This is a genomic window from Pseudescherichia sp. (assembly GCF_031979925.1).
GTDB lineage: Bacteria > Pseudomonadota > Gammaproteobacteria > Enterobacterales > Enterobacteriaceae > Pseudescherichia.
Genome location: NZ_DALZFB010000006.1, coordinates 56,977 through 82,009, shown reverse-complemented (window position 1 = coordinate 82,009; position 25,033 = coordinate 56,977). Strand labels below are relative to the sequence as shown.

At 60.3% G+C, this 25,033-nt stretch carries 22 protein-coding genes; 17 read left to right on the top strand and 5 right to left on the bottom strand.

Annotation, left to right across the window (positions count from 1 at the left end; translation table 11 throughout):
• Positions 1-6 precede the first annotated feature (6 nt).
• From nuoG to nuoN, 8 genes are all read left to right on the top strand, one after another.
• Positions 7-2,733: an NADH-quinone oxidoreductase subunit NuoG gene (nuoG, locus tag RTM13_RS12235; RefSeq protein ID WP_312212280.1), complete on the top strand. Its 2,727-nt coding sequence runs from the start codon at positions 7-9 to the stop codon at positions 2,731-2,733.
• Positions 2,730-3,707, top strand: coding sequence for an NADH-quinone oxidoreductase subunit NuoH (gene nuoH / locus RTM13_RS12230; protein WP_312212279.1), 978 nt, complete (start codon positions 2,730-2,732; stop codon positions 3,705-3,707). Before nuoG ends, nuoH begins: the two co-directional genes overlap by 4 nt.
• Positions 3,708-3,721: 14 nt before the next feature.
• A complete protein-coding gene (gene nuoI, locus RTM13_RS12225) occupies positions 3,722-4,264 on the top strand; it encodes an NADH-quinone oxidoreductase subunit NuoI (RefSeq protein WP_042389578.1) in 543 nt (180 codons plus the stop codon).
• An 11-nt stretch (positions 4,265-4,275) separates the two neighbouring features.
• Positions 4,276-4,827, top strand: a complete 552-nt coding sequence (gene nuoJ, locus RTM13_RS12220) for an NADH-quinone oxidoreductase subunit J (RefSeq protein WP_103819008.1) — start codon at positions 4,276-4,278, stop codon at positions 4,825-4,827.
• The gene (nuoK, locus tag RTM13_RS12215) at positions 4,824-5,126 is read left to right on the top strand and encodes an NADH-quinone oxidoreductase subunit NuoK (protein ID WP_312212278.1); all 303 of its coding nucleotides are present in this window, start codon (positions 4,824-4,826) and stop codon (positions 5,124-5,126) included. Before nuoJ ends, nuoK begins: the two co-directional genes overlap by 4 nt.
• Complete coding sequence (nuoL, locus tag RTM13_RS12210) at positions 5,123-6,964, top strand: NADH-quinone oxidoreductase subunit L (RefSeq protein WP_312212277.1); 1,842 nt, start codon at positions 5,123-5,125, stop codon at positions 6,962-6,964. The genes nuoK and nuoL overlap by 4 nt, the downstream gene beginning before the upstream one ends.
• A 121-nt stretch (positions 6,965-7,085) precedes the next feature.
• Positions 7,086-8,615, top strand: coding sequence for an NADH-quinone oxidoreductase subunit M (gene nuoM, locus RTM13_RS12205; RefSeq protein ID WP_312212276.1), 1,530 nt, complete (start codon positions 7,086-7,088; stop codon positions 8,613-8,615).
• Between the two features lie 7 nt (positions 8,616-8,622).
• A complete protein-coding gene (nuoN, locus tag RTM13_RS12200; RefSeq protein WP_312212275.1) occupies positions 8,623-10,080 on the top strand; it encodes an NADH-quinone oxidoreductase subunit NuoN in 1,458 nt (485 codons plus the stop codon).
• 105 nt (positions 10,081-10,185) lie between these two features.
• On the opposite strand, the gene RTM13_RS12195 is transcribed toward nuoN, so the two are convergent.
• On the bottom strand, positions 10,186-11,190 hold the full coding sequence (locus RTM13_RS12195; protein ID WP_312212274.1) for a chemotaxis protein: 1,005 nt from the start codon (positions 11,188-11,190) through the stop codon (positions 10,186-10,188).
• Between the two features lie 75 nt (positions 11,191-11,265).
• Complete coding sequence (gene rbn, locus RTM13_RS12190; RefSeq protein ID WP_312212273.1) at positions 11,266-12,183, bottom strand: ribonuclease BN; 918 nt, start codon at positions 12,181-12,183, stop codon at positions 11,266-11,268.
• 60 nt (positions 12,184-12,243) lie between these two features.
• On the opposite strand from rbn, the gene RTM13_RS12185 reads away from it, so the two are divergent.
• From RTM13_RS12185 to RTM13_RS12145, 9 genes are all read left to right on the top strand, one after another.
• Complete coding sequence (locus RTM13_RS12185) at positions 12,244-12,717, top strand: GNAT family N-acetyltransferase (protein WP_312212272.1); 474 nt, start codon at positions 12,244-12,246, stop codon at positions 12,715-12,717.
• 53 nt (positions 12,718-12,770) lie between these two features.
• Positions 12,771-13,073, top strand: a complete 303-nt coding sequence (gene elaB / locus RTM13_RS12180; RefSeq protein WP_103819015.1) for a stress response protein ElaB — start codon at positions 12,771-12,773, stop codon at positions 13,071-13,073.
• 147 nt (positions 13,074-13,220) lie between these two features.
• Positions 13,221-14,891, top strand: a complete 1,671-nt coding sequence (menD, locus tag RTM13_RS12175) for a 2-succinyl-5-enolpyruvyl-6-hydroxy-3-cyclohexene-1-carboxylic-acid synthase (protein ID WP_312212271.1) — start codon at positions 13,221-13,223, stop codon at positions 14,889-14,891.
• A complete protein-coding gene (menH, locus tag RTM13_RS12170; RefSeq protein WP_312212270.1) occupies positions 14,888-15,646 on the top strand; it encodes a 2-succinyl-6-hydroxy-2,4-cyclohexadiene-1-carboxylate synthase in 759 nt (252 codons plus the stop codon). Before menD ends, menH begins: the two co-directional genes overlap by 4 nt.
• Before the next feature lie 13 nt (positions 15,647-15,659).
• On the top strand, positions 15,660-16,517 hold the full coding sequence (gene menB / locus RTM13_RS12165) for a 1,4-dihydroxy-2-naphthoyl-CoA synthase (protein WP_312212269.1): 858 nt from the start codon (positions 15,660-15,662) through the stop codon (positions 16,515-16,517).
• On the top strand, positions 16,517-17,479 hold the full coding sequence (gene menC, locus RTM13_RS12160) for an o-succinylbenzoate synthase (RefSeq protein ID WP_312212268.1): 963 nt from the start codon (positions 16,517-16,519) through the stop codon (positions 17,477-17,479). The genes menB and menC overlap by 1 nt, the downstream gene beginning before the upstream one ends.
• Positions 17,476-18,846, top strand: a complete 1,371-nt coding sequence (gene menE, locus RTM13_RS12155; RefSeq protein WP_312212267.1) for an o-succinylbenzoate--CoA ligase — start codon at positions 17,476-17,478, stop codon at positions 18,844-18,846. The genes menC and menE overlap by 4 nt, the downstream gene beginning before the upstream one ends.
• Positions 18,847-18,962: 116 nt before the next feature.
• Complete coding sequence (locus tag RTM13_RS12150; RefSeq protein WP_312212266.1) at positions 18,963-19,505, top strand: YfaZ family outer membrane protein; 543 nt, start codon at positions 18,963-18,965, stop codon at positions 19,503-19,505.
• Between the two features lie 104 nt (positions 19,506-19,609).
• The gene (locus RTM13_RS12145) at positions 19,610-20,812 is read left to right on the top strand and encodes a nicotinamide mononucleotide deamidase-related protein YfaY (protein ID WP_312212265.1); all 1,203 of its coding nucleotides are present in this window, start codon (positions 19,610-19,612) and stop codon (positions 20,810-20,812) included.
• Here the strand turns inward: RTM13_RS12145 and glpC are convergent.
• From glpC to glpA, 3 genes are read right to left on the bottom strand one after another with little or no spacing between them, the layout of a single operon-like run.
• Positions 20,809-22,002 carry an anaerobic glycerol-3-phosphate dehydrogenase subunit GlpC gene (gene glpC / locus RTM13_RS12140; RefSeq protein ID WP_312212264.1) on the bottom strand — a complete coding sequence of 398 codons (1,194 nt, stop codon included), beginning with the start codon at positions 22,000-22,002 and terminating at the stop codon, positions 20,809-20,811. The genes RTM13_RS12145 and glpC overlap by 4 nt on opposite strands.
• Positions 21,999-23,252, bottom strand: coding sequence for a glycerol-3-phosphate dehydrogenase subunit GlpB (gene glpB / locus RTM13_RS12135; RefSeq protein WP_312212263.1), 1,254 nt, complete (start codon positions 23,250-23,252; stop codon positions 21,999-22,001). The genes glpC and glpB overlap by 4 nt, the downstream gene beginning before the upstream one ends.
• A complete protein-coding gene (gene glpA / locus RTM13_RS12130) occupies positions 23,242-24,867 on the bottom strand; it encodes an anaerobic glycerol-3-phosphate dehydrogenase subunit A (protein WP_312212262.1) in 1,626 nt (541 codons plus the stop codon). Before glpA ends, glpB begins: the two co-directional genes overlap by 11 nt.
• Positions 24,868-25,033 lie beyond the last annotated feature (166 nt).

Below are 25,033 nucleotides of genomic sequence, written 5' to 3'. Positions count from 1 at the left end.
ATGCTAATGGCTACGATTCATGTAGACGGCAAAGATTACGAGGTCAACGGGGCGGACAACCTGCTACAGGCATGTCTCTCGTTAGGTCTTGATATCCCGTATTTTTGCTGGCATCCGGCGCTGGGAAGCGTCGGCGCTTGCCGCCAGTGTGCGGTGAAGCAGTACCAGAACGCGGAAGATACGCGCGGTCGCCTGGTGATGTCCTGTATGACACCCGCGACGGACAACACCTTTATCTCTATCGATGACGAAGAGGCAAAGCAGTTCCGTGAGAGCGTCGTAGAGTGGCTGATGACCAACCATCCGCACGACTGTCCGGTCTGTGAAGAGGGGGGCAACTGCCACCTGCAGGATATGACCGTCATGACGGGTCATAGCTTCCGCCGCTATCGCTTTACGAAACGCACCCACCGCAACCAGGATCTGGGGCCATTCATCTCCCATGAGATGAACCGCTGCATCGCCTGCTACCGCTGCGTACGCTACTACAAAGACTACGCTGACGGTACCGATCTGGGCGTCTATGGCGCGCATGACAACGTCTACTTTGGCCGCCCGGAAGATGGCGTGCTGGAGAGCGAGTTCTCCGGCAACCTGGTTGAGATCTGCCCGACCGGCGTCTTTACCGACAAAACGCACTCCGAGCGCTACAACCGTAAGTGGGATATGCAGTTTGCGCCGAGCATCTGCCAGCAGTGCTCCCTCGGCTGTAACACCAGCCCCGGCGAACGCTACGGCGAGCTGCGTCGTATCGAAAACCGCTATAACGGCACCGTTAACCACTACTTCCTCTGCGACCGCGGCCGTTTTGGCTACGGCTACGTGAACCTGAAGGATCGTCCGCGCCAGCCGGTTCAGCGTCGCGGCGACGATCTGATCGCCCTCAACGCCGAGCAGGCGATGCAGGGTGCGGCAGATATTCTGCGCCAGTCGAAGAAAGTGATCGGTATCGGCTCCCCACGCGCCAGCGTCGAGAGCAACTTTGCCCTGCGTGAACTGGTGGGTGCCGGGAACTTCTATACCGGCATCGCCAAAGGTGAGCAGGAGCGTCTTGAGCTGGCCCTGAAGGTGCTGCGCGAAGGGGGCATCCATACCCCGGCGCTGCGCGAAATTGAGAGCTACGACGCGGTGCTGATCCTCGGTGAAGATCTGACCCAGACCGGTGCGCGTGCCGCGCTGGCGGTGCGTCAGGCGGTGAAAGGCAAAGCGCGTGAGATGGCCGCGGCCCAGAAAGTGGCCGACTGGCAGATTGCCGCGATCCTTAACATCGGCCAGCGTGCCAAGCATCCGCTGTTCGTGACCAACGTTGACAGCACCCGTCTGGACGATATCGCCGCGTGGACCTACCGCGCTCCGGTAGAGGACCAGGCGCGCTTAGGCTTTGCCATCGCCAATGCGCTGGACGGCTCTGCGCCAGCGGTCGAGGGTATCGATCGCGATCTGCAGAACAAAATTGATGTGATTGTCCAGGCGCTGGCCGGGGCGAAAAAACCGCTGATTATCTCCGGCACCAACGCCGGTAGCGCCGAAGTGATCCAGGCGGCAGCGAACGTGGCCAAGGCCCTGAAGGGACGCGGCGCAGACGTTGGCGTAACCATGATTGCCCGGGCGGTGAATAGCGTCGGCCTCGGTATGATCGGCGGCGGCTCCCTTGATGACGCCCTGAGCGAACTGGAGAGCGGCGCGGCGGATGCCGTGGTGGTGCTGGAGAACGATCTCCATCGTCACGCCTCTGCGGCCCGCGTTGATGCTGCGCTCTCGAAAGCGCCGCTGGTGATGGTCATTGATCATCAGCGCACGGCGATCATGGAGAAAGCGCACCTGGTGCTGTCGGCGGCAAGCTTCGCCGAAAGCGACGGGACGGTGATCAACAACGAAGGTCGCGCCCAGCGCTTCTTCCAGGTTTACGATCCGGCCTACTACGACAGCAGCGCCGTGATGCTGGAGAGCTGGCGCTGGCTGCACTCCCTGCACAGCACCGTACTGAACCGCGAAGTCGACTGGACCCAGCTCGATCACGTGATCGACGCCGCAATTGCCCAACTGCCGCAGCTGGCCGGTATCAAAGATGCCGCGCCGGACGCCAGCTTCCGCATTCGCGGTCAGAAACTGGCCCGTGAACCGCACCGCTACAGCGGCCGGACGGCGATGCGCGCCAATATCAACGTGCACGAGCCGCGTCAGCCGCAGGATAAAGACACCATGTTCGCCTTCTCGATGGAAGGGAACAACCAGCCGTCCGCACCGCGCTCGCAAATTCCGTTTGCCTGGGCACCGGGCTGGAACTCACCGCAGGCGTGGAACAAGTTCCAGGCCGAAGTGGGTGGCAAACTGCGTCATGGCGATCCAGGCGTGCGTCTGATCGAAGCCTCTGCCAACGGGCTGGAGTATTTCGATCGCGTACCGGCGGGCTTCCAGGCGGAAGAGGGGAAATGGCGCGTTGCACCGTACTATCACCTCTTCGGCAGCGATGAGATGTCCCAGCGCTCTCCGGTGTTCCAGAGCAGGATGCCGCAGCCGTACATCAAGCTTAACCCGGCAGATGCCGCGAAGCTTGGCGTCAATGCGGGCGCACAGGTCGCATTTAGCTACGAGGGCCAGACGGTAACCCTGCCGCTGGTGATTGCAGACGGTTTGACAGCAGGGCAGGTAGGCTTGCCGATGGGTATGCCGGGCATCGCACCGGTGCTGGCGGGCGCACGTCTTGAGAACTTGCAGGAGGCACAGCAATGAGTTGGTTAACACCGGAGCTGATTGATATCCTGATCGGCATTCTTAAGGCGTTGGCGATCCTGCTGGTGGTGGTCATCTGCGGCGCGTTCATGAGCTTTGCCGAGCGTCGTCTGCTCGGCCTGTTCCAGAACCGTTATGGACCGAACCGCGTAGGCTGGGGTGGCTCACTCCAGCTGGTGGCGGACATGATCAAGATGTTCTTTAAAGAGGACTGGATCCCGCGCTTCTCGGATCGCATGATCTACACCCTCGCCCCGATGATCGCCTTTACCTCGCTGCTGCTGGCCTTTGCCATTGTGCCGGTCAGCCCGACGTGGGTAGTCGCGGACCTTAACATCGGCATCCTCTTCTTCCTGATGATGGCGGGGTTGACGGTCTACGCGGTGCTGTTTGCCGGCTGGTCGAGTAACAACAAATACTCCCTGCTGGGGGCGATGCGCGCCTCTGCCCAGACGCTCAGCTACGAGGTATTCCTCGGGCTGTCGCTGATGGGCGTTGTGGCGCAGGCCGGTTCATTCAATATGACCGACATCGTCAACAACCAGACGCACCTGTGGAACATCATTCCCCAGTTCTTTGGTTTCATCACCTTTGCGATTGCAGGCGTTGCGGTGTGTCACCGTCATCCGTTTGACCAGCCAGAGGCCGAGCAGGAGCTGGCGGACGGTTACCACATTGAATACTCCGGCATGAAGTTCGGTCTGTTCTTTGTGGGTGAGTACGTTGCTATCGTTACCGTGTCCGCGCTGATCGTCACCCTGTTCTTCGGTGGCTGGCACGGCCCGTTCTTACCTCCGTTCGTCTGGTTTGCCCTGAAAACAGCATTCTTCATGATGATGTTCATTTTGATTCGCGCAGCATTACCGCGTCCGCGTTATGACCAGGTGATGTCCTTCGGCTGGAAAGTGTGCCTGCCGCTTACGCTAATCAACCTGCTGGTAACGGCGGCTGTCATTCTGTGGCAGGCGCAATAAGGGATGAAAAGACCATGACCTTAAAAGAGTTAATCGTAGGTTTCGGCACCCAGGTACGCAGTATCTGGATGATCGGCCTGCACGCGTTTGCCAAACGCGAAACCCGTATGTATCCGGAAGAGCCGGTTTATCTGCCGCCGCGCTACCGTGGCCGTATTGTATTAACCCGCGATCCGGACGGCGCAGAGCGCTGCGTTGCCTGTAACCTGTGTGCGGTAGCCTGCCCCGTAGGCTGTATTTCGCTGCAAAAAGCGGAAACCGTCGATGGCCGCTGGTATCCAGAGTTTTTCCGTATCAACTTCTCACGCTGCATCTTCTGTGGCATGTGTGAAGAGGCTTGTCCGACTACCGCAATCCAGCTTACGCCAGACTTCGAGCTGGGCGAGTTCAAGCGTCAGGACCTGGTTTACGAAAAAGAGGATCTGCTGATCTCCGGTCCGGGTAAATATCCGGAATATAACTTCTACCGGATGGCAGGTATGGCAATCGACGGCAAAGATAAGGGCGAGGCGGAAAACGAAGCCAAACCTATCGACGTCAAGGGCCTGTTACCGTAAGGAGAGGGGCAATGGAGTTCGCTTTTTATATCTGTGGCCTTGTTGCCATCGTGACTACGCTACGCGTGATCACGCACACCAATCCGGTGCATGCGCTGCTATACCTGATTGTCTCCCTGCTGGCGATTTCCGGGGTCTTCTTCTCCCTTGGTGCCTACTTCGCCGGTGCGCTGGAGATCATCGTCTACGCCGGGGCCATTATGGTGCTGTTCGTATTCGTGGTGATGATGCTTAACCTTGGCGGAGCCGAGATCGAGCAGGAGCGCCAGTGGCTGAAGCCGCAGGTGTGGATCGGTCCGGGGCTGGTCTCTGCCGTGCTGCTGGTGGTGATGGTTTACGCCATCCTCACCGTTAACGATCAGGGCATTGATGGCACCTCGATTAGCGCGAAAGCGGTAGGCATTACCCTGTTTGGGCCATACGTTCTGGCAGTTGAGCTGGCCTCTATGCTGCTGCTGGCCGGTCTGGTAGTGGCCTTCCACGTTGGCCGCGAAGAGCGTCCGGGCGAGGTGCTCAGCAACCGTCCGGCGGATGCGAAAAGAAAAACGGAGGAGCACGTATGATCCCCTTACAACACGGATTGATCCTTGCCGCCGTTCTGTTTGTGCTCGGGCTGACGGGGCTTATCATCCGCCGCAACCTGCTGTTCATGCTGATTGGGCTGGAAATCATGATTAACGCCGCCGCGCTGGCTTTTGTCGTCGCGGGCAGCTACTGGGGCCAGACCGACGGCCAGGTGATGTATATCCTCGCGATTAGCCTTGCGGCAGCGGAAGCCAGTATTGGCCTGGCGCTGCTGCTCCAGCTGCATCGCCGTCGCCAGAACCTGAATATCGATTCAGTAAGTGAGTTGCGTGGATGAACATGCTTGCCTTAACCATTATTTTGCCATTGATTGGCTTTCTGCTTCTGTCGTTCTCCCGTGGCCGCTGGTCGGAAAACCTCTCCGCCGCGGTGGGGATGGGCTCCGTCGGGCTGGCGGCGCTGGTAACGGTGATTGCTGGCGTTGACTTCTTTAACAACGGACGCGAGGCCTTCAGCCAGCCGCTGTGGACCTGGATGGCGGTGGGCGATTTCAACATCGGCGTCAATCTGGTGCTGGACGGCCTGTCGCTGACCATGCTCTCGGTGGTGACCGGCGTTGGCTTCCTGATCCACATGTTCGCCTCCTGGTACATGCGCGGGGAGGAGGGCTACTCCCGCTTCTTCGCCTACACCAACCTGTTCATCGCGAGCATGGTGGTGCTGGTGCTGGCGGACAACCTGCTGCTGATGTACCTCGGCTGGGAAGGCGTGGGCCTCTGCTCCTATCTGCTGATCGGCTTCTACTACACCGATCCGAAGAACGGCGCGGCGGCGATGAAAGCGTTTGTCGTGACCCGTGTGGGTGACGTCTTCCTCGCTTTCGCCCTGTTCATTCTCTACACCGAGCTTGGCACGCTGAACTTCCGTGAGATGGTCGAGCTGGCACCTGCGCACTTCGAAGCGGGTAACAACATGCTGACGTGGGCGACGCTGATGCTGCTGGGCGGCGCGGTCGGTAAATCGGCGCAGCTGCCGTTGCAGACCTGGCTTGCGGACGCGATGGCTGGCCCGACGCCGGTCTCGGCGCTGATCCACGCTGCGACGATGGTTACCGCCGGTGTCTACCTGATCGCCCGTACCCACGGCCTGTTCCTGATGACGCCGGAGATCCTGCATCTGGTAGGGATCGTCGGCGCGGTTACTCTGGTGCTGGCGGGTTTTGCGGCGCTGGTGCAGACCGACATCAAACGCGTTCTTGCTTACTCCACCATGAGCCAGATTGGCTACATGTTCCTCGCGCTGGGCGTGCAGGCATGGGATGCGGCGATTTTCCACCTGATGACCCACGCCTTCTTTAAAGCGCTGCTGTTCCTCTCGTCTGGTTCGGTGATCCTTGCCTGCCACCACGAGCAGAACATCTTCAAGATGGGCGGGCTACGTAAGTCAATTCCGCTGGTCTACGTCTGCTTCCTGGTAGGCGGTGCGGCGCTGGCGGCTCTGCCGCTGATCACCGCGGGCTTCTTCAGTAAAGATGAGATCCTCGCCGGGGCGATGGCGAACGGCCATATCAACCTGATGGTGGCGGGCCTGGTCGGCGCGTTCATGACCTCGCTCTATACCTTCCGGATGATCTTTATCGTCTTCCACGGTAAAGAGCAGATCCATGCCCACGCCGGGAAGGGGATTACCCACCACCTGCCGCTGATTGTGCTGCTGGTCCTCTCGACCTTTGTTGGGGCGATGATTGTACCGCCGCTGCAGGGCGTGCTGCCGGATACCACCGAGCTTGAGCACGGCCGCGTGCTGACGCTGGAGATCACCTCGGGCGTGGTCGCTATCGCCGGGATCCTGATTGCCGCATGGCTGTGGCTGGGCAAGCGTACGCTGGTCACCTCCATTGCCAACAGCGCACCGGGTCGTCTGCTGGGCACCTGGTGGTACAACGCCTGGGGCTTCGACTGGCTGTATGACAAAATCTTCGTTAAACCTTTCCTCGGCATTGCGTGGCTGATTAAGCGCGATCCGCTGAATGCGTTGATGAACACGCCGGCTATTCTCTCCCGCTTTGCTGGGAAAGGCCTGCTGTTCAGCGAAAACGGACAGCTACGCTGGTATGTGGCATCCATGAGCGTTGGTGCAGTCGTGGTGCTCGCGCTCTTAGTGGTTTTGCGTTGATTTAATAATGCAGGTGATGCCCGGCGGCGCTCGCGCTTGCCGGGCCTACGGTCTAACCTGTAGGCCGGGTAAGCGCAGCGCCACCCGGCGATACAGAATTTAACAAGGAATAAGAACCGCCATGTTACTACCCTGGCTAATATTAATTCCCTTTATCGGCGGCTTCCTCTGCTGGCAAACTGAACGCTTCGGCGTGAAGGTGCCGCGCTGGATCGCGCTGGTAACAATGGGGCTGACGCTGGCGCTCTCCCTGCAGCTATGGATGCAGGGCGGCTACTCTCTTACCCAGGCTGCGGGTCTGCCGCAGTGGCAGTCTGAGTTTGTGCTGCCGTGGATCCCACGCTTTGGTATCACCATTCACCTGGCGCTGGACGGTCTGTCGCTGCTGATGGTCGTCCTGACCGGCTTCCTCGGCGTGCTGGCGGTACTCTGCTCATGGCGTGAGATCGAAAAATACCAGGGCTTCTTCCACCTCAACCTGATGTGGATCCTGGGTGGCGTGATCGGCGTGTTCCTTGCCATCGACATGTTCCTCTTCTTCTTCTTCTGGGAGATGATGCTGGTGCCGATGTACTTCCTGATCGCGCTCTGGGGCCACAAGGCCTCCGATGGTAAAACGCGTATCACGGCGGCCACCAAGTTCTTCATCTACACCCAGGCGAGCGGGCTGGTGATGCTAATTGCGATCCTTGGGCTGGTGTTTGTCCACTACAGCGCCACCGGCGTCTGGACCTTCAACTACGAGCAGCTGCTGAACACCCCGATGTCCCACGGCGTAGAATACCTGCTGATGCTGGGCTTCTTCATCGCCTTTGCGGTGAAAATGCCGGTCGTACCGCTGCATGGCTGGCTGCCGGATGCCCACTCCCAGGCACCGACCGCCGGTTCCGTTGACCTCGCGGGGATTTTGCTGAAAACCGCGGCCTATGGTCTGCTGCGCTTTGCGCTGCCGCTCTTCCCGAACGCCTCTGCCGAGTTTGCGCCTATCGCGATGTGGCTGGGTGTAATCGGTATCTTCTACGGCGCGTGGATGGCCTTTGCCCAGACCGATATTAAACGTCTGATTGCTTACACCTCCGTCTCCCACATGGGCTTTGTGCTGATCGCCATCTATACCGGCAGCCAGCTCGCCTATCAGGGTGCGGTGATCCAGATGATTGCTCACGGTCTCTCTGCGGCCGGTCTGTTCATCATCTGCGGCCAGCTCTATGAGCGTCTGCACACCCGTGATATGCGCATGATGGGCGGCCTGTGGAGCAAAATTAAGTGGCTGCCAGCGCTGTCGATGTTCTTTGCCGTCGCCACCCTCGGGATGCCGGGTACCGGTAATTTCGTGGGCGAGTTTATGATCCTCTTCGGCAGCTTCGGCGTCGTACCGGTCATCACCGTGATCTCGACCTTTGGTCTGGTTTTCGCCTCGGTTTACTCGCTGGCGATGCTGCACCGCGCCTACTTCGGTAAGGCGAAGAGTGAAATTGCCGCTAAAGAACTGCCAGGGATGTCGCTGCGTGAGCTGTTCATCATCCTGCTGCTGGTGGTACTTCTGGTACTGCTTGGCATCTATCCGCAGCCGATTCTGGATACCTCGCACTCCGCGATGAGCAATATCCAGCAGTGGTTTGTTAATTCCGTTACTACTACAAGGCCGTAAAGCGCATATGACACTTACTCCACAACACCTGATCGCGCTGCTACCGCTGCTGATCGTCGGATTGACGGTGGTGGTTGTGATGCTCTCCATTGCGTGGCGACGCAACCACTTCCTGAACGCCACGATTGCCGTTGTCGGCCTGAACGCCGCCCTGGTCTCGCTCTGGCTGGTTGGCCAGGCGGGAGCCATGGACGTGACGCCGCTGATGCGCGTTGACGGCTTCTCCATGCTCTATACCGGGCTGGTACTGCTGGCGAGCCTTGCGACCTGTACCTTTGCCTACCCGTGGCTGGAAGGGTACAAAGATAATAAAGAAGAGTTCTACCTGCTGGTGCTGATTGCCGCCCTCGGTGGCATTCTGCTGGCTAACGCTAACCATCTTGCCGCGCTGTTCCTCGGCATCGAGCTGATCTCGCTGCCGCTGTTCGGCCTGATTGGCTACGCGTTCCGCCAGAAGCGCTCTCTGGAAGCGAGCATCAAGTACACCATCCTCTCTGCCGCAGCATCGTCGTTCCTGCTGTTTGGTATGGCGCTGGTATATGCCAACTCCGGCAACCTGTCGTTCCTGGCCATCGGTAAGAGCCTCGGCGACGGCATGCTGCACGAGCCGCTGCTGCTGATCGGTCTTGGCCTGATGATCGTTGGCCTTGGCTTCAAGCTGTCGCTGGTGCCGTTCCACCTCTGGACGCCGGACGTCTACCAGGGCGCGCCTGCGCCGGTCTCTACCTTCCTGGCAACCGCCAGCAAGATTGCGATCTTTGGCGTGGTGATGCGTCTGTTCCTCTATGCGCCGGTGGGTGAGAGCGAAGCGGTACGCGTGGTGCTGGGCATTATTGCCTTCGCCTCGATCATCTTCGGTAACCTGATGGCCCTGAGCCAGACTAACATCAAACGTCTGCTCGGCTACTCCTCTATCTCACACCTCGGCTATCTGCTGGTGGCGCTGATTGCCCTGCAGAGCGGCGAGATGTCGATGGAGACCGTGGGCGTCTACCTGGCGGGCTACCTGTTCAGCAGCCTCGGTGCGTTCGGCGTGGTCAGCCTGATGTCCAGCCCGTACCGTGGCCCGGATGCCGATTCGCTCTACTCCTACCGTGGCCTCTTCTGGCACCGTCCGATCCTCTCTGCGGTGATGACGGTGATGATGCTCTCGCTGGCGGGGATCCCGATGACGCTCGGCTTTATCGGGAAGTTCTACGTGCTGGCGGTGGGTGTGAATGCCCACCTCTGGTGGCTGACGGCGGCAGTCGTGATTGGCTCGGCTATCGGCCTCTACTACTACCTGCGCGTAGCGGTGAGCCTCTACCTCAATGCGCCGCAGCAGCTCAACCGCGATGCGCCGTCCGACTGGGCCTATAGCGCGGGCGGGATTGTAGTTCTGATCTCTGCGCTGCTGGTGCTGCTGCTGGGTGTCTACCCGCAGCCGCTGATCAGCCTGGTACAGATGGCCCAGCCGCTGATGTAACGCGTTAGAGTAAAATAAAAAACCGCCGAAATTCGGCGGTTTTTTTTCGTCTATTTAACGTAGACCGTAGGCCTGATAAGCGCAGCGCCATCAGGCGTTGATATATTACACCGCCTGCTTATGGCTAATCAGCGGACCGTTGGCCTTGCTCGAGGCGCGATCCATGACCTCTTTAAGTACCGCCGACAGCTCGGTAACCTCAAACTTGGCGACATAGCCGTCGGCCTGTACTTTGCGGACGTGATCTTCGTTGGCGCTGCCGGAGAGCGAGGAGTGGATCACCACCGGAATGTGCTTCAGGCGCGGGTCAGTTTTGATTTTGCGCGTCAGGGTAAAGCCATCCATCTCCGGCATCTCGAGGTCGGTCAGCACCATAGCGATCTTATCGCTCACCGGTACGCCTTCGGCTTCCGCCTGCTGGGCCAGCAGCTGGATCTTCTCCCACGCGTCTTTGCCAGTCACGTGCATCTGGTTTGGGATCTGCATGGTCTCCAGACCCTTCTCCAGCATCGCGCGTGCTACCTTTGAATCCTCGGCGACGATCGCCACCGCGCCCGGTTTGATATTGAATTTCTGTACTGCGGCATTGTTGGCGTGAACATCATGATCGGACGGCACAATGTCATAGAGGATCTGCTCAACGTCCAGCACCAGCGCCAGGTTGTTGGTGTCTTTCTCTTCGTCAAGGCAGGCGATGCTGGTGATGTAGCGGCCATTAATCGCCTTTTCCGCCGTATGTACCTGCTTCCAGTCCAGACGGGTAATATTCTCCACCGACTCGACGGCAAAGGCCTGCACGCTGCGGGCATACTCGGTAATCAGCAGAATGTTCAGACCGGTAGTAGGTTTGCAGCCCGCTACGGCAGGGAGATCGATCACCGGAATCACCTGATCGCGAATATTGACCATTCCCAGCAGGGGCGATTTCATCCCGGCAGGGCGGGTAAACACAGGCATGGGCACAATTTCACGCAGCTTAAATACGTTGATGCCGTAGAGTTCCGATTTCTGTTCATGTTGTGACGTGCCAAGGCGAAACAGTAACAGCTCAAAGCGGTTGGACAGGGTGAGATTAGCCCTGTCATCGATGTCTTTCTGGAAACTATCCATTATGCCCTCAGAGTGAAATACCTGCGTTTAGACAGTTATCGGCACGCTGAAGAAAAAGTGGAGGTGGGTTTTACATCAAATTTCTACCACCGCAAAATCTTCTGCCAGCAGCGTGTCAGGGAAGATAGCCTGGCACTCCGCCAGCAGCCGCTGGCAGCCCTCGTCATCGTAGCGTGAGCTGATGTGCGTCATCACCAGCCTGCTGACGCCTGCCTCCTGCGCCAGCTGCGCCGCCTGACGCGTCGAGCTGTGACCCCGGCTATTGGCTTTCTCCTCCATTTCCGCCTCCAGCGTCGTTTCGTGCACCATTACGTCCACGCCACGGGCCAGCGTTAGCGCGCCTGGGCAGGGGGCGGTGTCGCCAAACATCGCCAGCTTTTTGCCCGGCACGGCAGGGGCAAGAAAATCTTTCCCGTTGATGCGACGGCCATCTTCCAGCATGACGCTCTCGCCAGCTTTAAGACGCTGAAAAAGTGGGCCGGGCTTGACGCCCTGCGCCATCAGCGCAGCGGCGTCAAGCGCGCCGGGTTTGTCGTGCTCCTCGATGCGATAGCCGTAACACTCCACCGGATGGTTAAGGGCAACGGCGGTGACGCGGCGCAGGCCATCATCCACTACTGGCCCCGCTTCAATCTCCACTACCGTTAGCGGGTAGTCGGTCCAGGAGCCGCTCAGGCGTAAGGCGGTGTCGATAAATTCCCGTAGCCCTTTAGGACCATAGATAGTCAGCGGGTGGACGTTTCCCGCCATTGAACGGCTACAAAGCAGGCCCGGCAGGCCAAAGATATGATCTCCGTGGAGATGGGTAATAAATATGCGATCAAGCTTGCCGGGATGCCATGCAGTACGCTGCATCTGCTGCTGGGTACCCTCTCCGCAGTCCACCAGCCACAGTGCGGGCCGCGTCGGGTGGCGGAGATTGAGCAGCGCCGCGCTGACGTTTCGCGTGCGCGAGGGGACGCCTGCCGAGGTGCCTAAAAATATCAGTTCCATATGCGCTCTGGGTCGGTAAAAGCCTTATTATAGCGAGCTACGTATAAAAAGGAGCGCACCATGATCCGCTGGCAAGACCTGCATCATTCTGAATTAACCGTCTCTGAACTCTATGCCCTGCTGAAGCTGCGCTGCGAAGTCTTTGTCGTTGAGCAGAACTGCGTCTATCTCGACGTTGACGGTGACGATCTGATCGGCGAAAACCGACATCTGCTTGGCTGGCGCGATAACGAGCTGGTGGCGTATGCGAGGATTCTGAAAAGCGAGGATGATTTTGCCCCGGTAGTGATTGGCCGCGTCATCGTTAGCGCTGCGGTACGGGGAGAAAAACTGGGCTACCAGCTAATGGAAAGGGCGGTTGCCCGCTGTAGCCAAAACTGGCCGCAAAGCCCGATATATCTGGGTGCACAGGCGCACTTACAGAGCTTCTATCGCCGCTTTGGTTTCATTCCGGTGACCGACGTCTACGACGAAGATGGCATTCCACATATTGGTATGGCGCGTGAAATCACAGGTAAAGTTGACCAGGCGTAACCGCAAGTCATTGTCTATAGTTAGCTGACAGGTGCAAAACATGGAGAAACCTAATGTCTAACCAATTTACGAGTACCCGTATCGATGACGACCTGACCCTGCTAAGCGACACGCTGGAAGAAGTGCTACGCTCCTCCGGCGATCCGGCCGACCAGAAATATGTCGAGCTGAAAGCACGCGCCGAGCAGGCCCTGCACGATGTAAAAAACCGCGTTAGCCAGGCATCCGACACCTATTATGTGCGTGCTAAGCAGGCGGCATACCGCGCAGATGACTATGTGCATGAAAAACCGTGGCAGGGCGTGGGTATCGGTGCCGCTGCTGGCCTGGTATTAGGCCTGCTGCTGCGTCGCTAATACCGTAACGGTCTTTCGATGCGGGCGCTGTCTTAAGGGCAGCGCCCGCTGTTTTTTCTCGCTTCCTCACGCCTTACCGATTTACATCAAAAATCCCGCCTCTGCGTTTCCGTATACTGGTCCGTAATCTTGATACCGGACAAACTCATGTCAGCAAGCTCATTCAACCGGCGCTGGGCGGAAGTTATCCTCGAAACGCTGGCGCGGCACGGGGTCAGACACGTCTGCATCGCGCCTGGCTCCCGTTCGACGCCGCTCACCCTGGCGGCAGCGCAGAATAAGGCGTTTATTCACCATACCCATTTTGACGAACGCGGGCTAGGTCATCTGGCGCTCGGACTGGCAAAGGCCAGCCAGCAGCCGGTGGCGGTGATCGTCACTTCCGGGACGGCGGTGGCGAATCTCTACCCCGCGCTGATTGAGGCCGGACTGACCGGTGAAAAGCTGATCCTGCTGACCGCCGACCGTCCGCCAGAGCTTATCGACTGCGGCGCGAATCAGGCGATTCGCCAGCCAGGGATGTTTGGCTCGCATCCGGCGCAGACAGTCTCGCTGCCGCGCCCGGCTCGGGAGATCCCGGCCCGCTGGCTGGTCTCTACTCTGGATAACGCGCTTGGGTCGCTGCACGGCGGTGCGGTGCATATCAACTCTCCCTTTGCGGAGCCGCTCTACGGTGAGCTGGATGATTCCGGCCTCGAGTGGCAGGGCGCGCTGGGCAGCTGGTGGCAGAGCAATTGCCCGTGGCTGCGGGAGGAGATCCGGCGCGAGAGCCAGAAGCAGCGCGACTGGTTCTTCTGGCGGCAGAAGCGCGGCGTCGTGATGGCCGGGCGGATGAGCGCCGCCGAGGGCAAACGGGTTGCCGAGTGGGCGCAGATCCTGGGCTGGCCGCTTATCGGTGACGTGCTCTCCCAGACCGGACAGCCGCTGCCCTGCGCCGATCTGTGGCTGGGCAACGCCAGCGCGGTAAGCGAGCTGGCCCAGGCGCAGATTGTCATTCAGCTGGGCAGCAGCCTGACCGGAAAACGGCTGTTGCAGTGGCAGGCAACCTGCACGCCAGAAGAGTACTGGCTGGTCGATAACATTCCAGGCCGCCTCGATCCGGCGCACCATCACGGACGACGGCTGCTATCCGGCGTTGGCGAGTGGCTGGCGTTGCACCCGGCCGAAAAGCGTCATCCGTGGTATACAGCAATCCCAACCCTGGCGGAGCGGGCGCGGCAGGCCGTTGCGGCTCAGCGTGAAACTTTTGGCGAAGCGCAACTGGCCCACCGTCTGGCGGAGCTTTTGCCGGATCAGGGGCAGCTCTTTCTTGGCAACAGTCTGGTGGTACGCCTGGTGGATGCTCTTGGGCAGCTGCCGGCGGGCTATCCGGTATACAGCAACCGGGGTGCCAGCGGCATTGACGGCCTGCTCTCTACTGCCGCCGGGGTGCAGCGGGCCACCGCAAGGCCGACGCTGGCGCTGGTGGGCGATCTCTCTGCACTCTACGATCTCAACGCGCTGGCGCTACTGCGCCAGGTCTCCGCCCCCTTTGTGCTGATCGTGGTGAACAATAACGGCGGGCAGATCTTCTCTCTGCTGCCGACCCCGCAGGCCGAGCGCGAGCAGTTCTACCTGATGCCGCAGAACGTTCACTTTGACCATGCGGCGGCAATGTTCGGTTTAGCCTACCATCGCCCAGAGAGCTGGGCCGGGCTGGAGTCGGCACTCGCAGGCGCCTGGCGCACGCCTCAGGCGACGCTTATTGAGCTGGTGGTTGATCCGCAGGAGGGGGCGCAAACCTTGCAGCAGCTCCTTGCCCAGGTTAGCCAGCTATGATCCTCCATGCGGTAGCAAAAGCGGGACAGGCCGATCTGCCCTGGCTGGTGTTCCTGCACGGCTTTGCTGGGGATAGCCGAGAGTGGATGGCAGTCGGGGAGCGTTTCTCCCGCCACCCCCGACTCTATATCGATCTTCCCGGCCACGGCGGCTCGTCGGCCATCTACGCTCGCGACTTTAATGAGGTGAGCTTACAGCTGCATGCCACTCTTTTTAGTTACAACATCCTGAAATGCTGGCTGGTGGGCTACTCCCTCGGGGGCCGCATCGCCATGCTCTACGCTTGCCGGCATCCTGCTGAATTAGAAGGCGTAATCGTGGAGGGGGCGCATCCGGGGCTAACCTACTCCGCCGCCCGCGAGGCACGCTGGCTCTCTGATGCCCGCTGGGCGCAACGCTTTCGCGAGGAGCCGCTTGCAGACGTTTTTAATGACTGGTACCGGCAGCCGGTTTTTACCGGTCTGACTGCGTTACAGCGCCAGGAGCTGGTGACTCTACGCAGTGAGAACAGCGGTGCGGCGCTGGCTGCGATGCTGGAGGCGACTTCGCTGGCGGTGCAGCCCGATCTCCGTCCGGCGTTGCGACGGTGCCATTTTCCCATTTACTACCTGTGCGGCGAGCACGACCACAAATTTCGCGCCCTCGGTGCAGAGATTGCGGCTCCCTGCCAGCTGATTAACGACGCCGGACACAATGCCCACCGGGAAAATCCTGGCGGGGCGGCGGCCTGTCTGGCGCACATTTTGCGCTACTGATTAAGGAACTCTGATGATCTACCCCGATGAATCCATGCTTTACGCCCCAATAGAGTGGCAGGATTGTTCTGAAGGCTACAGCGATATTCGCTACCACAAATCCGCGGACGGCATCGCCAAAATCACCATCAATCGGCCGCAGGTGCGCAATGCGTTTCGCCCTTTAACGGTGAAGGAGATGCTTCAGGCGCTGGCGGACGCCCGCTACGACGATGCGGTTGGGGTGATTATCCTCACCGGCGAAGGTGAAAAAGCCTTCTGCGCCGGGGGCGACCAGAAGGTGCGCGGCGACTACGGCGGCTATCAGGATGACTCCGGAGTGCACCACCTTAACGTGCTCGATTTCCAGCGCCAGATCCGTACCTGTCCGAAACCGGTGGTGGCGATGGTGGCGGGCTACTCAATCGGCGGCGGCCACGTGCTGCATATGATGTGCGATCTGACCATTGCGGCAGAAAATGCGGTATTTGGTCAGACCGGCCCGAAGGTCGGCTCTTTTGATGGTGGCTGGGGCGCAGCCTACATGGCCCGTATTGTTGGGCAGAAAAAGGCGCGTGAAATCTGGTTCCTCTGCCGTCAGTACGACGCGCAGCAGGCACTGGACATGGGGCTGGTCAATACCGTGGTGCCGGTTGCCGACCTGGAGAGAGAGACGGTGCGCTGGTGTCGCGAGATGTTGCAAAACAGTCCGATGGCGCTGCGCTGCCTCAAGGCGGCCCTCAATGCCGACTGCGACGGCCAGGCGGGACTTCAGGAGTTAGCGGGCAACGCCACCATGCTCTTCTATATGACCGAAGAGGGGCAGGAGGGACGCAACGCCTTCAACGAGAAGCGCCAGCCGGACTTCAGCAAATTTAAACGGAATCCGTAATGCGACGGGCGCAGGTTTACCGCTGGCAGATCCCGATGGATGCGGGGGTTGTGCTGCGCGAGCGGCGGCTAAAAACCCGCGAAGGTCTCTATCTCTGTCTGGGTGAAGGCCAACGCGAAGGGTGGGGGGAAATTGCCCCGCTGCCAGGTTTCAGCCGTGAAACTAGGGACGAAGCGGAGATCGCGCTGCTGGGCTGGGTCGAACGCTGGCTGGAGGGTGAGGATGGGCTACCGGAGATGCCGTCGGTAGCCTTTGGCGTAAGCTGCGCGCAGGCGGAGCTGGCCGAAACCTTACCTGAGGCAGCGGACTATCGCGCCGCACCGCTCTGCACCGGTGACCCTGACGAGCTGGTGCTACAGCTTGCTGCCATGCCCGGCGAGAAGGTTGCGAAGGTGAAGGTGGGACTCTATGAAGCGGTGCGTGACGGTATGGTGGTCAATCTGCTGCTCGAAGCGCTGCCCGATCTTCAGCTGCGGCTGGATGCTAACCGTGCCTGGACCCCGCAAAAAGCGCAGCAGTTTGCGAAGTATATCCATCCAGAGCATCGCGCCCGCATCGCTTTCCTGGAGGAGCCGTGCCGAACTTGTGCCGACTCGCTGGCCTTTGCCCGTGATACCGGGATCGCCATCGCCTGGGATGAGAGCCTCCGCGAGCCTGATTTTGCGCTTGTCGCCGAGGCAGGAGTCAAGGCGGTGGTGATCAAGCCCATGCTCACCGGTGCGCTGGATAAGGTTCGCGAGCAGGTGCAGGCTGCCCATGCCCTGGGGATGACGGCGGTGATCAGCTCCTCCATCGAGTCAAGCCTTGGCCTGACCCAGCTGGCGCGGATTGCCGCCTGGCTGACGCCGCAGACCATTCCGGGCCTCGACACCCTGAGCCTGATGCAGGCCCAGCAGGTTCGCCGCTGGCCGGGCAGCACCCTGCCGTGCATTGATATTGCTGCCCTGGAGCCGCTGCGATGACCTTTGCCGACTGGCCATGGCGTCACTGGCGGGCGAAGCGAGGCAACGACGCCGCCGTGCGTTTGAACAGCGAAACGCTTAGCTGGCATGCGCTCTGTTCACGCATCGATGGGCTGGCGGCCGGTTTTGCCCGGCAGAACGTTCGGCCAGGCGAGGGCGTGCTGCTGCGCGCCGGCAACTCACCGCAGACGCTGCTGGCCTGGCTGGCGCTGCTCCAGTGCGGGGTACGGGTGCTGCATATTAACCCCCAACTGCCCGATGCGCTGTTGGCAGAGCTGCTGCCACCACTTTCGTTACAACATACATTGAGCTTTGGTGACAATTGGCGCGGCATCGGGCTTCCGGCGCTGACAATACGCGAAGCAGAAGGCAAGGGTGCCGTCAGCTGGCAGCCGCAGCGGCTAACATCCATGACCTTAACCTCCGGCTCTACCGGTCTGCCGAAGGCGGTGGTACATACCGCTGCTGCGCACTTAGCTAGCGCTCGCGGCGTGCTGTCTCTGCTGCCCTACTGTCAGGAGGACGACTGGCTACTCTCTCTTCCACTGTTTCACGTCTCCGGACAGGGGATCCTGTGGCGCTGGCTGCTGGCGGGTGGGCGGCTGACGGTGCGCGACAAACAGCCCCTGGCACAGGCGTTAGAGGGGTGTACCCACGCCTCGCTGGTGCCGACCCAGCTCTGGCGGCTGCTTAATGAGAACGCTGGCGTAAGCCTGAAGGCAGTATTACTGGGAGGTGCGGCCATACCGGTTGAGCTTACCACTCGCGCCAGCGAGCAAGGGATCCGCACCTGGTGCGGCTACGGGTTGACCGAGTTTGCCTCTACGGTGTGTGCAAAAACAGCCGATGGTGAGCCAGACGTCGGCCAGCCGCTGCCGGGACGCGAGGTGCGAGTCGTCAACGGCGAGATATGGCTGCGCGGCGAGAGTATGGCCGCAGGCTACTGGCATCATGGTGAACTTATCCCGCTAGTCAACGCCGAGGGCTGGTTTGCCACTCGCGATCGTGGCGTGCTGCATAACGGGCGGCTGGGCGTGCTCGGGAGAATGGATAATCTTTTCTTCAGCGGCGGGGAGGGGATCCAGCCCGAGGAGGTGGAGCGGGTCATTGTCGCCCATCCTCACGTGCAACAGGCCTTTGTGGTGCCGCTGGCCGACCACGAATTTGGTCAGCGTCCGGTCGCCGTAGTGGAGTGCGCCAGCGGCTTTGCTATCGACGCGCTGGCGGAGTGGATCAACGATAAACTTGCCCGCTTCCAGCAGCCGGTGCACTGGCTGGCCCTGCCCGAACGCCTTAACGGCGGGGGGATTAAAATCTCCCGCCGGTCGCTGACCGACTGGGTTCAGCAGACTCTGCGCGACGGATAGCGCTTCCCCTGCGGCGCTAAACCGTGTAAAACACTTTTCGCCCATCGGCAGGGAGTAAAGGCTTGTACACTGTGCCGGTTTTGGGGCGTATTACATTTTTTGTATGGAAAAGGGCAATGGATAAGAGAATTTTGTGGGGAGTGGCCAGCCTGATGCTGGTATCGGCATCGGCCAGCGCGCTGAGCCTCAGCGGTCAGGCAGGGGAGCACTACACTAACCTGGCGGCCGGGTTTGGGACTGAAACCAGCGGCCTGGCGTTAAGCGGCAACTGGACGCACAGCGACGACGACGGCGATGCTGCTGGCCTGGGTCTGGGTCTTAATATTCCGCTCGGTCCGATGCTGGCGACCGTTGGCGGTAAAGGTATTTATACCAATCCAAACGACGGCGATGAAGGCTATGCCGCAGCGGTTGGCGGCGGCCTGCAGTGGCCGATCGGCGACAGCTTCCGCCTGTTTGGCGAGTACTACTACTCTCCGGATTCGCTCTCCAGCGGTATCGAAAGCTATCAGGAAGCCAACGCCGGTGCGCGCTGGACTATCATGCGTCCGCTGAGCATTGAAGCGGGCTATCGTTACCTGAACCTGGCGGGTAAAGACGGTAACCGCGATAATGCGCTTGCCGATGGCCCCTACGTTGGGGTTAACGCTAGCTTCTAATCCCCTGGCGCGGCGATCTGCCGCGCCTTTTCCTCTGCTGGATCCTGCCGCTATTTGTTTCCCCATGCGTTATAGTACTCCGACAACAGGTAAGGGAGATAACGATGATAAATGTGGAAATGCTGTCTACCGGCGATGAAGTGCTGCACGGCCAGATTGTTGATACTAACGCCGCCTGGCTTGCCGATCTGTTTTTCACCGAAGGGTTGCCGCTGACGCGCCGCAATACCGTGGGCGACAGCCTTAACGATCTGGTTGCTATCCTGCGCGAGCGCAGCGAACAGGCTGACGTTCTTATCGTTAACGGCGGCCTGGGGCCGACCAGCGACGATCTCAGCGCCCTGGCGGCGGCGACCGCGGCGGGCGAAGAGCTGGTGCTGCATAAAGAGTGGCTAAGCCACATGGAGCGCTTCTTTACCGAGCGCGGACGCGTGATGGCGTCCAGCAACCGCAAGCAGGCGGAGATCCCGGCCAGCGCGGAGCTGATCGATAATCCGGTGGGCACCGCCTGCGGCTTTGCCGTCAAGCTCAATCGCTGCCTGATGTTCTTTACGCCTGGCGTACCCTCTGAATTCAAGGTGATGGTGCAGCAGGAGATCCTGCCGCGTCTGCGGCAGCGTTTTAGCCTGCCGTTGCCGCCAGTCTGCCTGCGCCTGACCACCTTTGGCCGCTCTGAGAGCGATCTGGCCCAGAGTCTTGATCACCTTCAGCTGCCGGAAGGGGTGGTGATGGGCTATCGCTCGTCCATGCCGATTATTGAGCTGAAGCTGACCGGCCCGGCGGAGCAGCGCGAGGCGATGGAAGCGCTGTGGCCAGAGGTGCAGCGCGTCGCCGGGGAGAGCCTGATTTTTGAAGGTACTCAGGGGCTACCGGCCCTGCTGGCAGAGAAGATGCGTGAGCAGCAGCTCAGCCTGACCGTCAGCGAGCAGTTTACCAGCGGCCTGCTGGCGTTACAGCTCTCCCGCGCTTCCGCCCCGCTGTTGGCGAGTGAGGTGCTGCCGTTCCAGGCCGACACGCTGGAGCAGACCGCACGCTGGGCAGTCGAGCTGCGTAACCGTCATCTGGCCGGGCTGGCACTGACCGTTGGTGGAATGGACGAGGAGCAGCATATTAACTTTGCCCTTGCCACGCCGCAGGGCACCCATGCTCTGCGGGTTAAATTCACCACCGGACGCCACGGCGTGGCGGCGCGTCAGGAGGTGTGTGCCATGATGGCGCTGAACATGCTACGCCGCTGGCTCAGCGGTAAAGAGGTCGCCAGCGATCACGGCTGGGTAAACGTCGTCGATTCCCTGTTTGTTGGCTAATCCGCCAGGGCCTGCGCCAGCAGAGTAATGGGATGTTCACAGCGTTTGCTGGTGGACATCTCAATCTGCCATTTGCAGGTTTCGCAGTCGGTCACCACGATATCTGCGCCGCTCGCCTCAATCTGGCGAAACAGCGGCGCACCAATTGCCTGCGAGGTGGGGTAGTTCTCCGCTTTGAAACCGTAGGTCCCGGCAATGCCGCAGCACTGCGAGTCCAGCACAATCACCTTCACCCCTGGAATTTTCCGCAGCAGCTCCAGGCTGTAGAGCGTCCAGCCCATCTTCTCCATATGGCAAGGGGTATGGTAGGCCACCGTCAGCGGTAGCGTCCGCAGCGGCAGGGTACGACCCTCGTTCAGCTTGCGCCACAGCCAGCGCGTGGCGAGGTCAATATGCGGCCGCAGTTGATCGTTGGGCAGATCCAGCAGGTGCGGATACTCATCGCGTAGCGTGAAGGTGCAGGTGGATGAGGTAGCAATCGTCGTCAGCCCGTCACCAATAATCGCCTGCTCCAGAGCGCGAAGATTCACCGCCGCCTGCTTTTTCGCTTTATCATAGAAGCCGTTTGCCATCAGCGGGACGCCGCAGCATCGCTCCTTATCCAGCAGCTGCACGCCGATCCCCAGCGCGTTAGCCACCTTCACCACATCTTTCCCTAACTGGGGCTGGTTGTAATTCACATAGCAGCCGTGGAAAAAGGCCACCTGCTCAGAGTAGGTCGCCTGACGTTCGGCCTGCCGCCGGTACCACTGACGAAAGGTGCCGCGGGCATATTTGGGCAGCGCCCGGCGATGGTCAATTTTGAGCACCTTGTCCAGCAGCTGGCGCACCGGTTTGAGTCCAGTAGTGGTATTAACCAGCGGCGCGATCGGGGAGGAGAGCGTGCCGAGCAGATCGGTATGGCTGAGCAGGGTATTGCGCAGCCCATTTTTAGGTTGGGCGTACTGCGCGCGGGCGCGCTGAATAATATCGCCAATTTTAACTCCGGAAGGGCAGGCGGTTTCACAGCGTTTGCAGTTGGTACAGTAGTTTAGCGACTCATCAAACAGCGCTGGATCCTTTAGCCGCAGGCGCTCCCCATCTGGGCCAGCCTGTTTAGGGCCGCTGTAGGCCGGATTCACCTGGCTTACCGGACAGGCAGTGGTGCAGACAGTGCACTTTATACAGCTCTCGAATTGCGTCATGCTCATTGCAAACTCTCCCTGGCGCAGATCTGCCGCGCCGCGTGTAATGCTGTCACGGCGCAGATCCCGCCGCCGCATCCCTGGGTAATAGCATCGAAACCGCCGAGTACCGAACCGGCAACGTAGAGGTTTTCAAGCCGCTCGCCGTGTTGCCAGCCGCGCAGCGTATCGTCGGTACGTACGCCAGCGTGCTGCCACGGTTGGGCAGCAAACAGATCGTCACGGCACAAGTCGCCTCTCGCAGGCTGCTGGACCTCTAAATCCAGCACCGCTTCGCGAATGCCCTGGCGTTCGGCAACCAGACCGTTGCTGAAATAGCTGCCGCTGGCCAGCACGACATGCCGCGGACGCAGGGGAATATCCTCATGTTTGCGCGTCCAGAGCGCGCTGACCCGGCCCGCGCTAACGGAGGCGTTCAGCACCTCGTCGCCGGGCAGCCAGACGCCACCGTTTTTAATAAACTGCTGCTGGAGCAGAGTTTGCATCCGCATGCCAAACACCGACGGTGGAAGGGTGGGTAGCAGCTGCACTTGACGTTGTAGTGTCTCATTAAGGCGGGTCCAGACGCGGCTATCCGCCAGGCCAAAGCAGGCGGGCAGCCAAAGCACATCATGCTCCCGGCTTAAAGACCGGAGCGCGTCGCAGAGCGGGGCGAACTGCGCGTCGTCGTCAAGTACCCGGGCGATAGTGACGGCGCGAAACTCGCTCGGGTTGTCACGCAGAATGTCGAGAGCGGGGAGGGTCACTTCGTATGCGGTGGCGGTAACCCGCAGCCTGCGCAACCCGGCGGCGGCAAGCGCGGGTTGAAAGTCGAGGAAGCCCTCGATGCCGACGATGCCAACGTGCATGCCCGGCGATGGCGCAACCGGCACCTCCTGCGGGCTAAGCCACGCCTGGCGCAGCCCGCCCAGCGGCGTTACGCGCAAGTGGGGCGTCTCTACGCGGCCCTGCATCGCCAGGCCACAGTCGGCCAGCAGGCGCTGGGCTTCCTGCGCATACTCGATTACCCGCTCAGGTCCCAGCAGCGCGTAGGGGTGCATCGGGGCAAGGTCAGCCAGCCTCGCCAGCCCGGCGTTAAGATCCGTCACCTTCTCGCCGTTGGGCAGGTGGGAGAGCAGATCCAGCGAGCCAGAGGAGAAGCTAAGCGCGCTTCTTCCCCGACTGACGATGGCGACACGCTGGCCGCGACCTGTCAGGGTAATACCACAGAGCAAGCCTGCCAGCCCGCCGCCGATAATCACCGTATCAAAGTTCATCCGGCTCCTCCTTTTCCAGCCCGCACAACCCCATGTAGACCCAGCGGGTAAACTCACTCTCCCGCAGCGCATCCCCCCACGCGACGGGCTGGATCCCTTTCCAGCGCTCGTTAAGAAACTGCGACAGCTGGCTTAGGGTTCGCACCTCACTGGTGATATTGAGACGGTTGAGCAGCCCGGCAGCCCGGCAGGCGCACAGCTCGCCCTGGCAGGTGCCCATTCCGACGCGAGTCCGGCGACGCAGATCGAGCAGGGAGCGCACGTTAAGATGCTCAACCGCATACTGCACCTCTCCGGCGGTGACGGCCTCGCACTCACACAACAGGCTGCGGCTGTGGCGGGTATCCTCAGGCCAGGCGGAGACGCGGTCGCCGTGGCGATAGAGGGCCGAGTCGCGCAGCGGGGCGGGAAGCGAGAAGGTCTTTCGCGCCGCGTCGATCGGCTCCCGTGAGCCGGGCAGCGGATCGCGGGCGGTAGTGCAGGAGGCGCTATGATTGAGCTTGCGGCACACGGCGTCGGTAGCCCACTCCGCCATCAAGCGATAGGTCATCAGCTTCCCGCCGGTAATGGTGATAAACCCCTCCAGCCCGTCACGCTGGGCATGATCGAGCAGCACGATGCCACGGCTGACGCTGCGCCCGGTCGGGTCATCATCGCTTGCCACCAGCGGGCGCACTCCGGCATAGGCGCGCAGGATGCGGGTTTGCGCCATCACGGGGGCCAGCTTCTCACCTTCGCGCAGCAGAATATCGACCTCTTCAGGCGTGACCCGGTTGGCATCGATCTCGCTATAGTCAACGCGGGTGGAGGTGGTGCCAATTAAGGAGATGGTATCGCCGGGCACCAGAATATCGGCGTCGGCAGGCTTCCTGCAGCGGTTGATCACATGGTGATTAATGCGGTGATTGAGGATCAGCAGCGATCCTTTGGCCGGAAGCATCCGAATAGAGAGATCGGCGTACTCAGCAATGCGCTGCCCCCAGATGCCCGCCGCATTGACCACTACGCTGGCGTACAGTTCGCTGTGCTCGCGATAGTGCGTATTAAAGAGTCGCACCCCGCACACGCTATCTCCCCGGCGAATCAATCCGGTGACTTCATGGCCCGTCAGGATACGCGCCCCATGCTCCCGGGCATCCAGCATATTGGCGGCCGTCAGGCGAAAGGGATCGACAGTGCCGTCCGGGACCTTAACCGCGCCAATGAGTGCCGGGTTGACGGCAGGCTCCAGTCGACGAGCGAGAAGGGGATCGATGGCCTCGGCATCAATGCCCGCCGAGGTGCAGGCGGCAATAAAGGTCTGCTGGAACGCAAGATCGTCTTCAGGAAGAGTAATGAACAGTCTGTCGGTAGGTTCAACACAGTGGCGGGCGATGCGCTTGAGGATCTGATTTTCTGTAATGCACTCGCGAGCGGATTCGTTATCGGTAACCGCATAGCGTGCGCCGCTGTGCAGCAGACCATGATTACGCCCGGTAGCGCCAGTAGCAATGTCATGGCGCTCAACCAGCACGACTTTTAGCCCACGCAGGGCGCAATCACGCGCTATGCCTGCCCCGGTCGCGCCGCCGCCAATGATAATCACATCGCTATGGTGAGGATCGTGAATGGTCACTCTTTGCCCTCATGTTCGTTTTTTTATCATTTAGCCATGTCGGAACGGCTTTTTGTTTGATTTCGAACACTACCGAGCGTAATTCGAAAATAAATTTGTGGGGTAATGCGCTTTTTTGCGCATTCTGTCATATTTCTGTAACAATCTGTGCGTGGATTCACAGTAA

Excerpts from the sequence above, each read along its gene's own strand:
- nuoG (WP_312212280.1), top strand. The coding sequence starts at position 7 with ATGGCTACGATTCATGTAGACGGCAAAGATTACGAGGTCAACGGGGCG.
- nuoH (WP_312212279.1), top strand. The coding sequence starts at position 2,730 with ATGAGTTGGTTAACACCGGAGCTGATTGATATCCTGATCGGCATTCTT.
- nuoI (WP_042389578.1), top strand. The coding sequence starts at position 3,722 with ATGACCTTAAAAGAGTTAATCGTAGGTTTCGGCACCCAGGTACGCAGT.
- nuoJ (WP_103819008.1), top strand. The coding sequence starts at position 4,276 with ATGGAGTTCGCTTTTTATATCTGTGGCCTTGTTGCCATCGTGACTACG.
- nuoK (WP_312212278.1), top strand. The coding sequence starts at position 4,824 with ATGATCCCCTTACAACACGGATTGATCCTTGCCGCCGTTCTGTTTGTG.
- nuoL (WP_312212277.1), top strand. The coding sequence starts at position 5,123 with ATGAACATGCTTGCCTTAACCATTATTTTGCCATTGATTGGCTTTCTG.
- nuoM (WP_312212276.1), top strand. The coding sequence starts at position 7,086 with ATGTTACTACCCTGGCTAATATTAATTCCCTTTATCGGCGGCTTCCTC.
- nuoN (WP_312212275.1), top strand. The coding sequence starts at position 8,623 with ATGACACTTACTCCACAACACCTGATCGCGCTGCTACCGCTGCTGATC.
- RTM13_RS12195 (WP_312212274.1), bottom strand. The coding sequence starts at position 11,190 with ATGGATAGTTTCCAGAAAGACATCGATGACAGGGCTAATCTCACCCTG.
- rbn (WP_312212273.1), bottom strand. The coding sequence starts at position 12,183 with ATGGAACTGATATTTTTAGGCACCTCGGCAGGCGTCCCCTCGCGCACG.
- RTM13_RS12185 (WP_312212272.1), top strand. The coding sequence starts at position 12,244 with ATGATCCGCTGGCAAGACCTGCATCATTCTGAATTAACCGTCTCTGAA.
- elaB (WP_103819015.1), top strand. The coding sequence starts at position 12,771 with ATGTCTAACCAATTTACGAGTACCCGTATCGATGACGACCTGACCCTG.
- menD (WP_312212271.1), top strand. The coding sequence starts at position 13,221 with ATGTCAGCAAGCTCATTCAACCGGCGCTGGGCGGAAGTTATCCTCGAA.
- menH (WP_312212270.1), top strand. The coding sequence starts at position 14,888 with ATGATCCTCCATGCGGTAGCAAAAGCGGGACAGGCCGATCTGCCCTGG.
- menB (WP_312212269.1), top strand. The coding sequence starts at position 15,660 with ATGATCTACCCCGATGAATCCATGCTTTACGCCCCAATAGAGTGGCAG.
- menC (WP_312212268.1), top strand. The coding sequence starts at position 16,517 with ATGCGACGGGCGCAGGTTTACCGCTGGCAGATCCCGATGGATGCGGGG.
- menE (WP_312212267.1), top strand. The coding sequence starts at position 17,476 with ATGACCTTTGCCGACTGGCCATGGCGTCACTGGCGGGCGAAGCGAGGC.
- RTM13_RS12150 (WP_312212266.1), top strand. The coding sequence starts at position 18,963 with ATGGATAAGAGAATTTTGTGGGGAGTGGCCAGCCTGATGCTGGTATCG.
- RTM13_RS12145 (WP_312212265.1), top strand. The coding sequence starts at position 19,610 with ATGATAAATGTGGAAATGCTGTCTACCGGCGATGAAGTGCTGCACGGC.
- glpC (WP_312212264.1), bottom strand. The coding sequence starts at position 22,002 with ATGAGCATGACGCAATTCGAGAGCTGTATAAAGTGCACTGTCTGCACC.
- glpB (WP_312212263.1), bottom strand. The coding sequence starts at position 23,252 with ATGAACTTTGATACGGTGATTATCGGCGGCGGGCTGGCAGGCTTGCTC.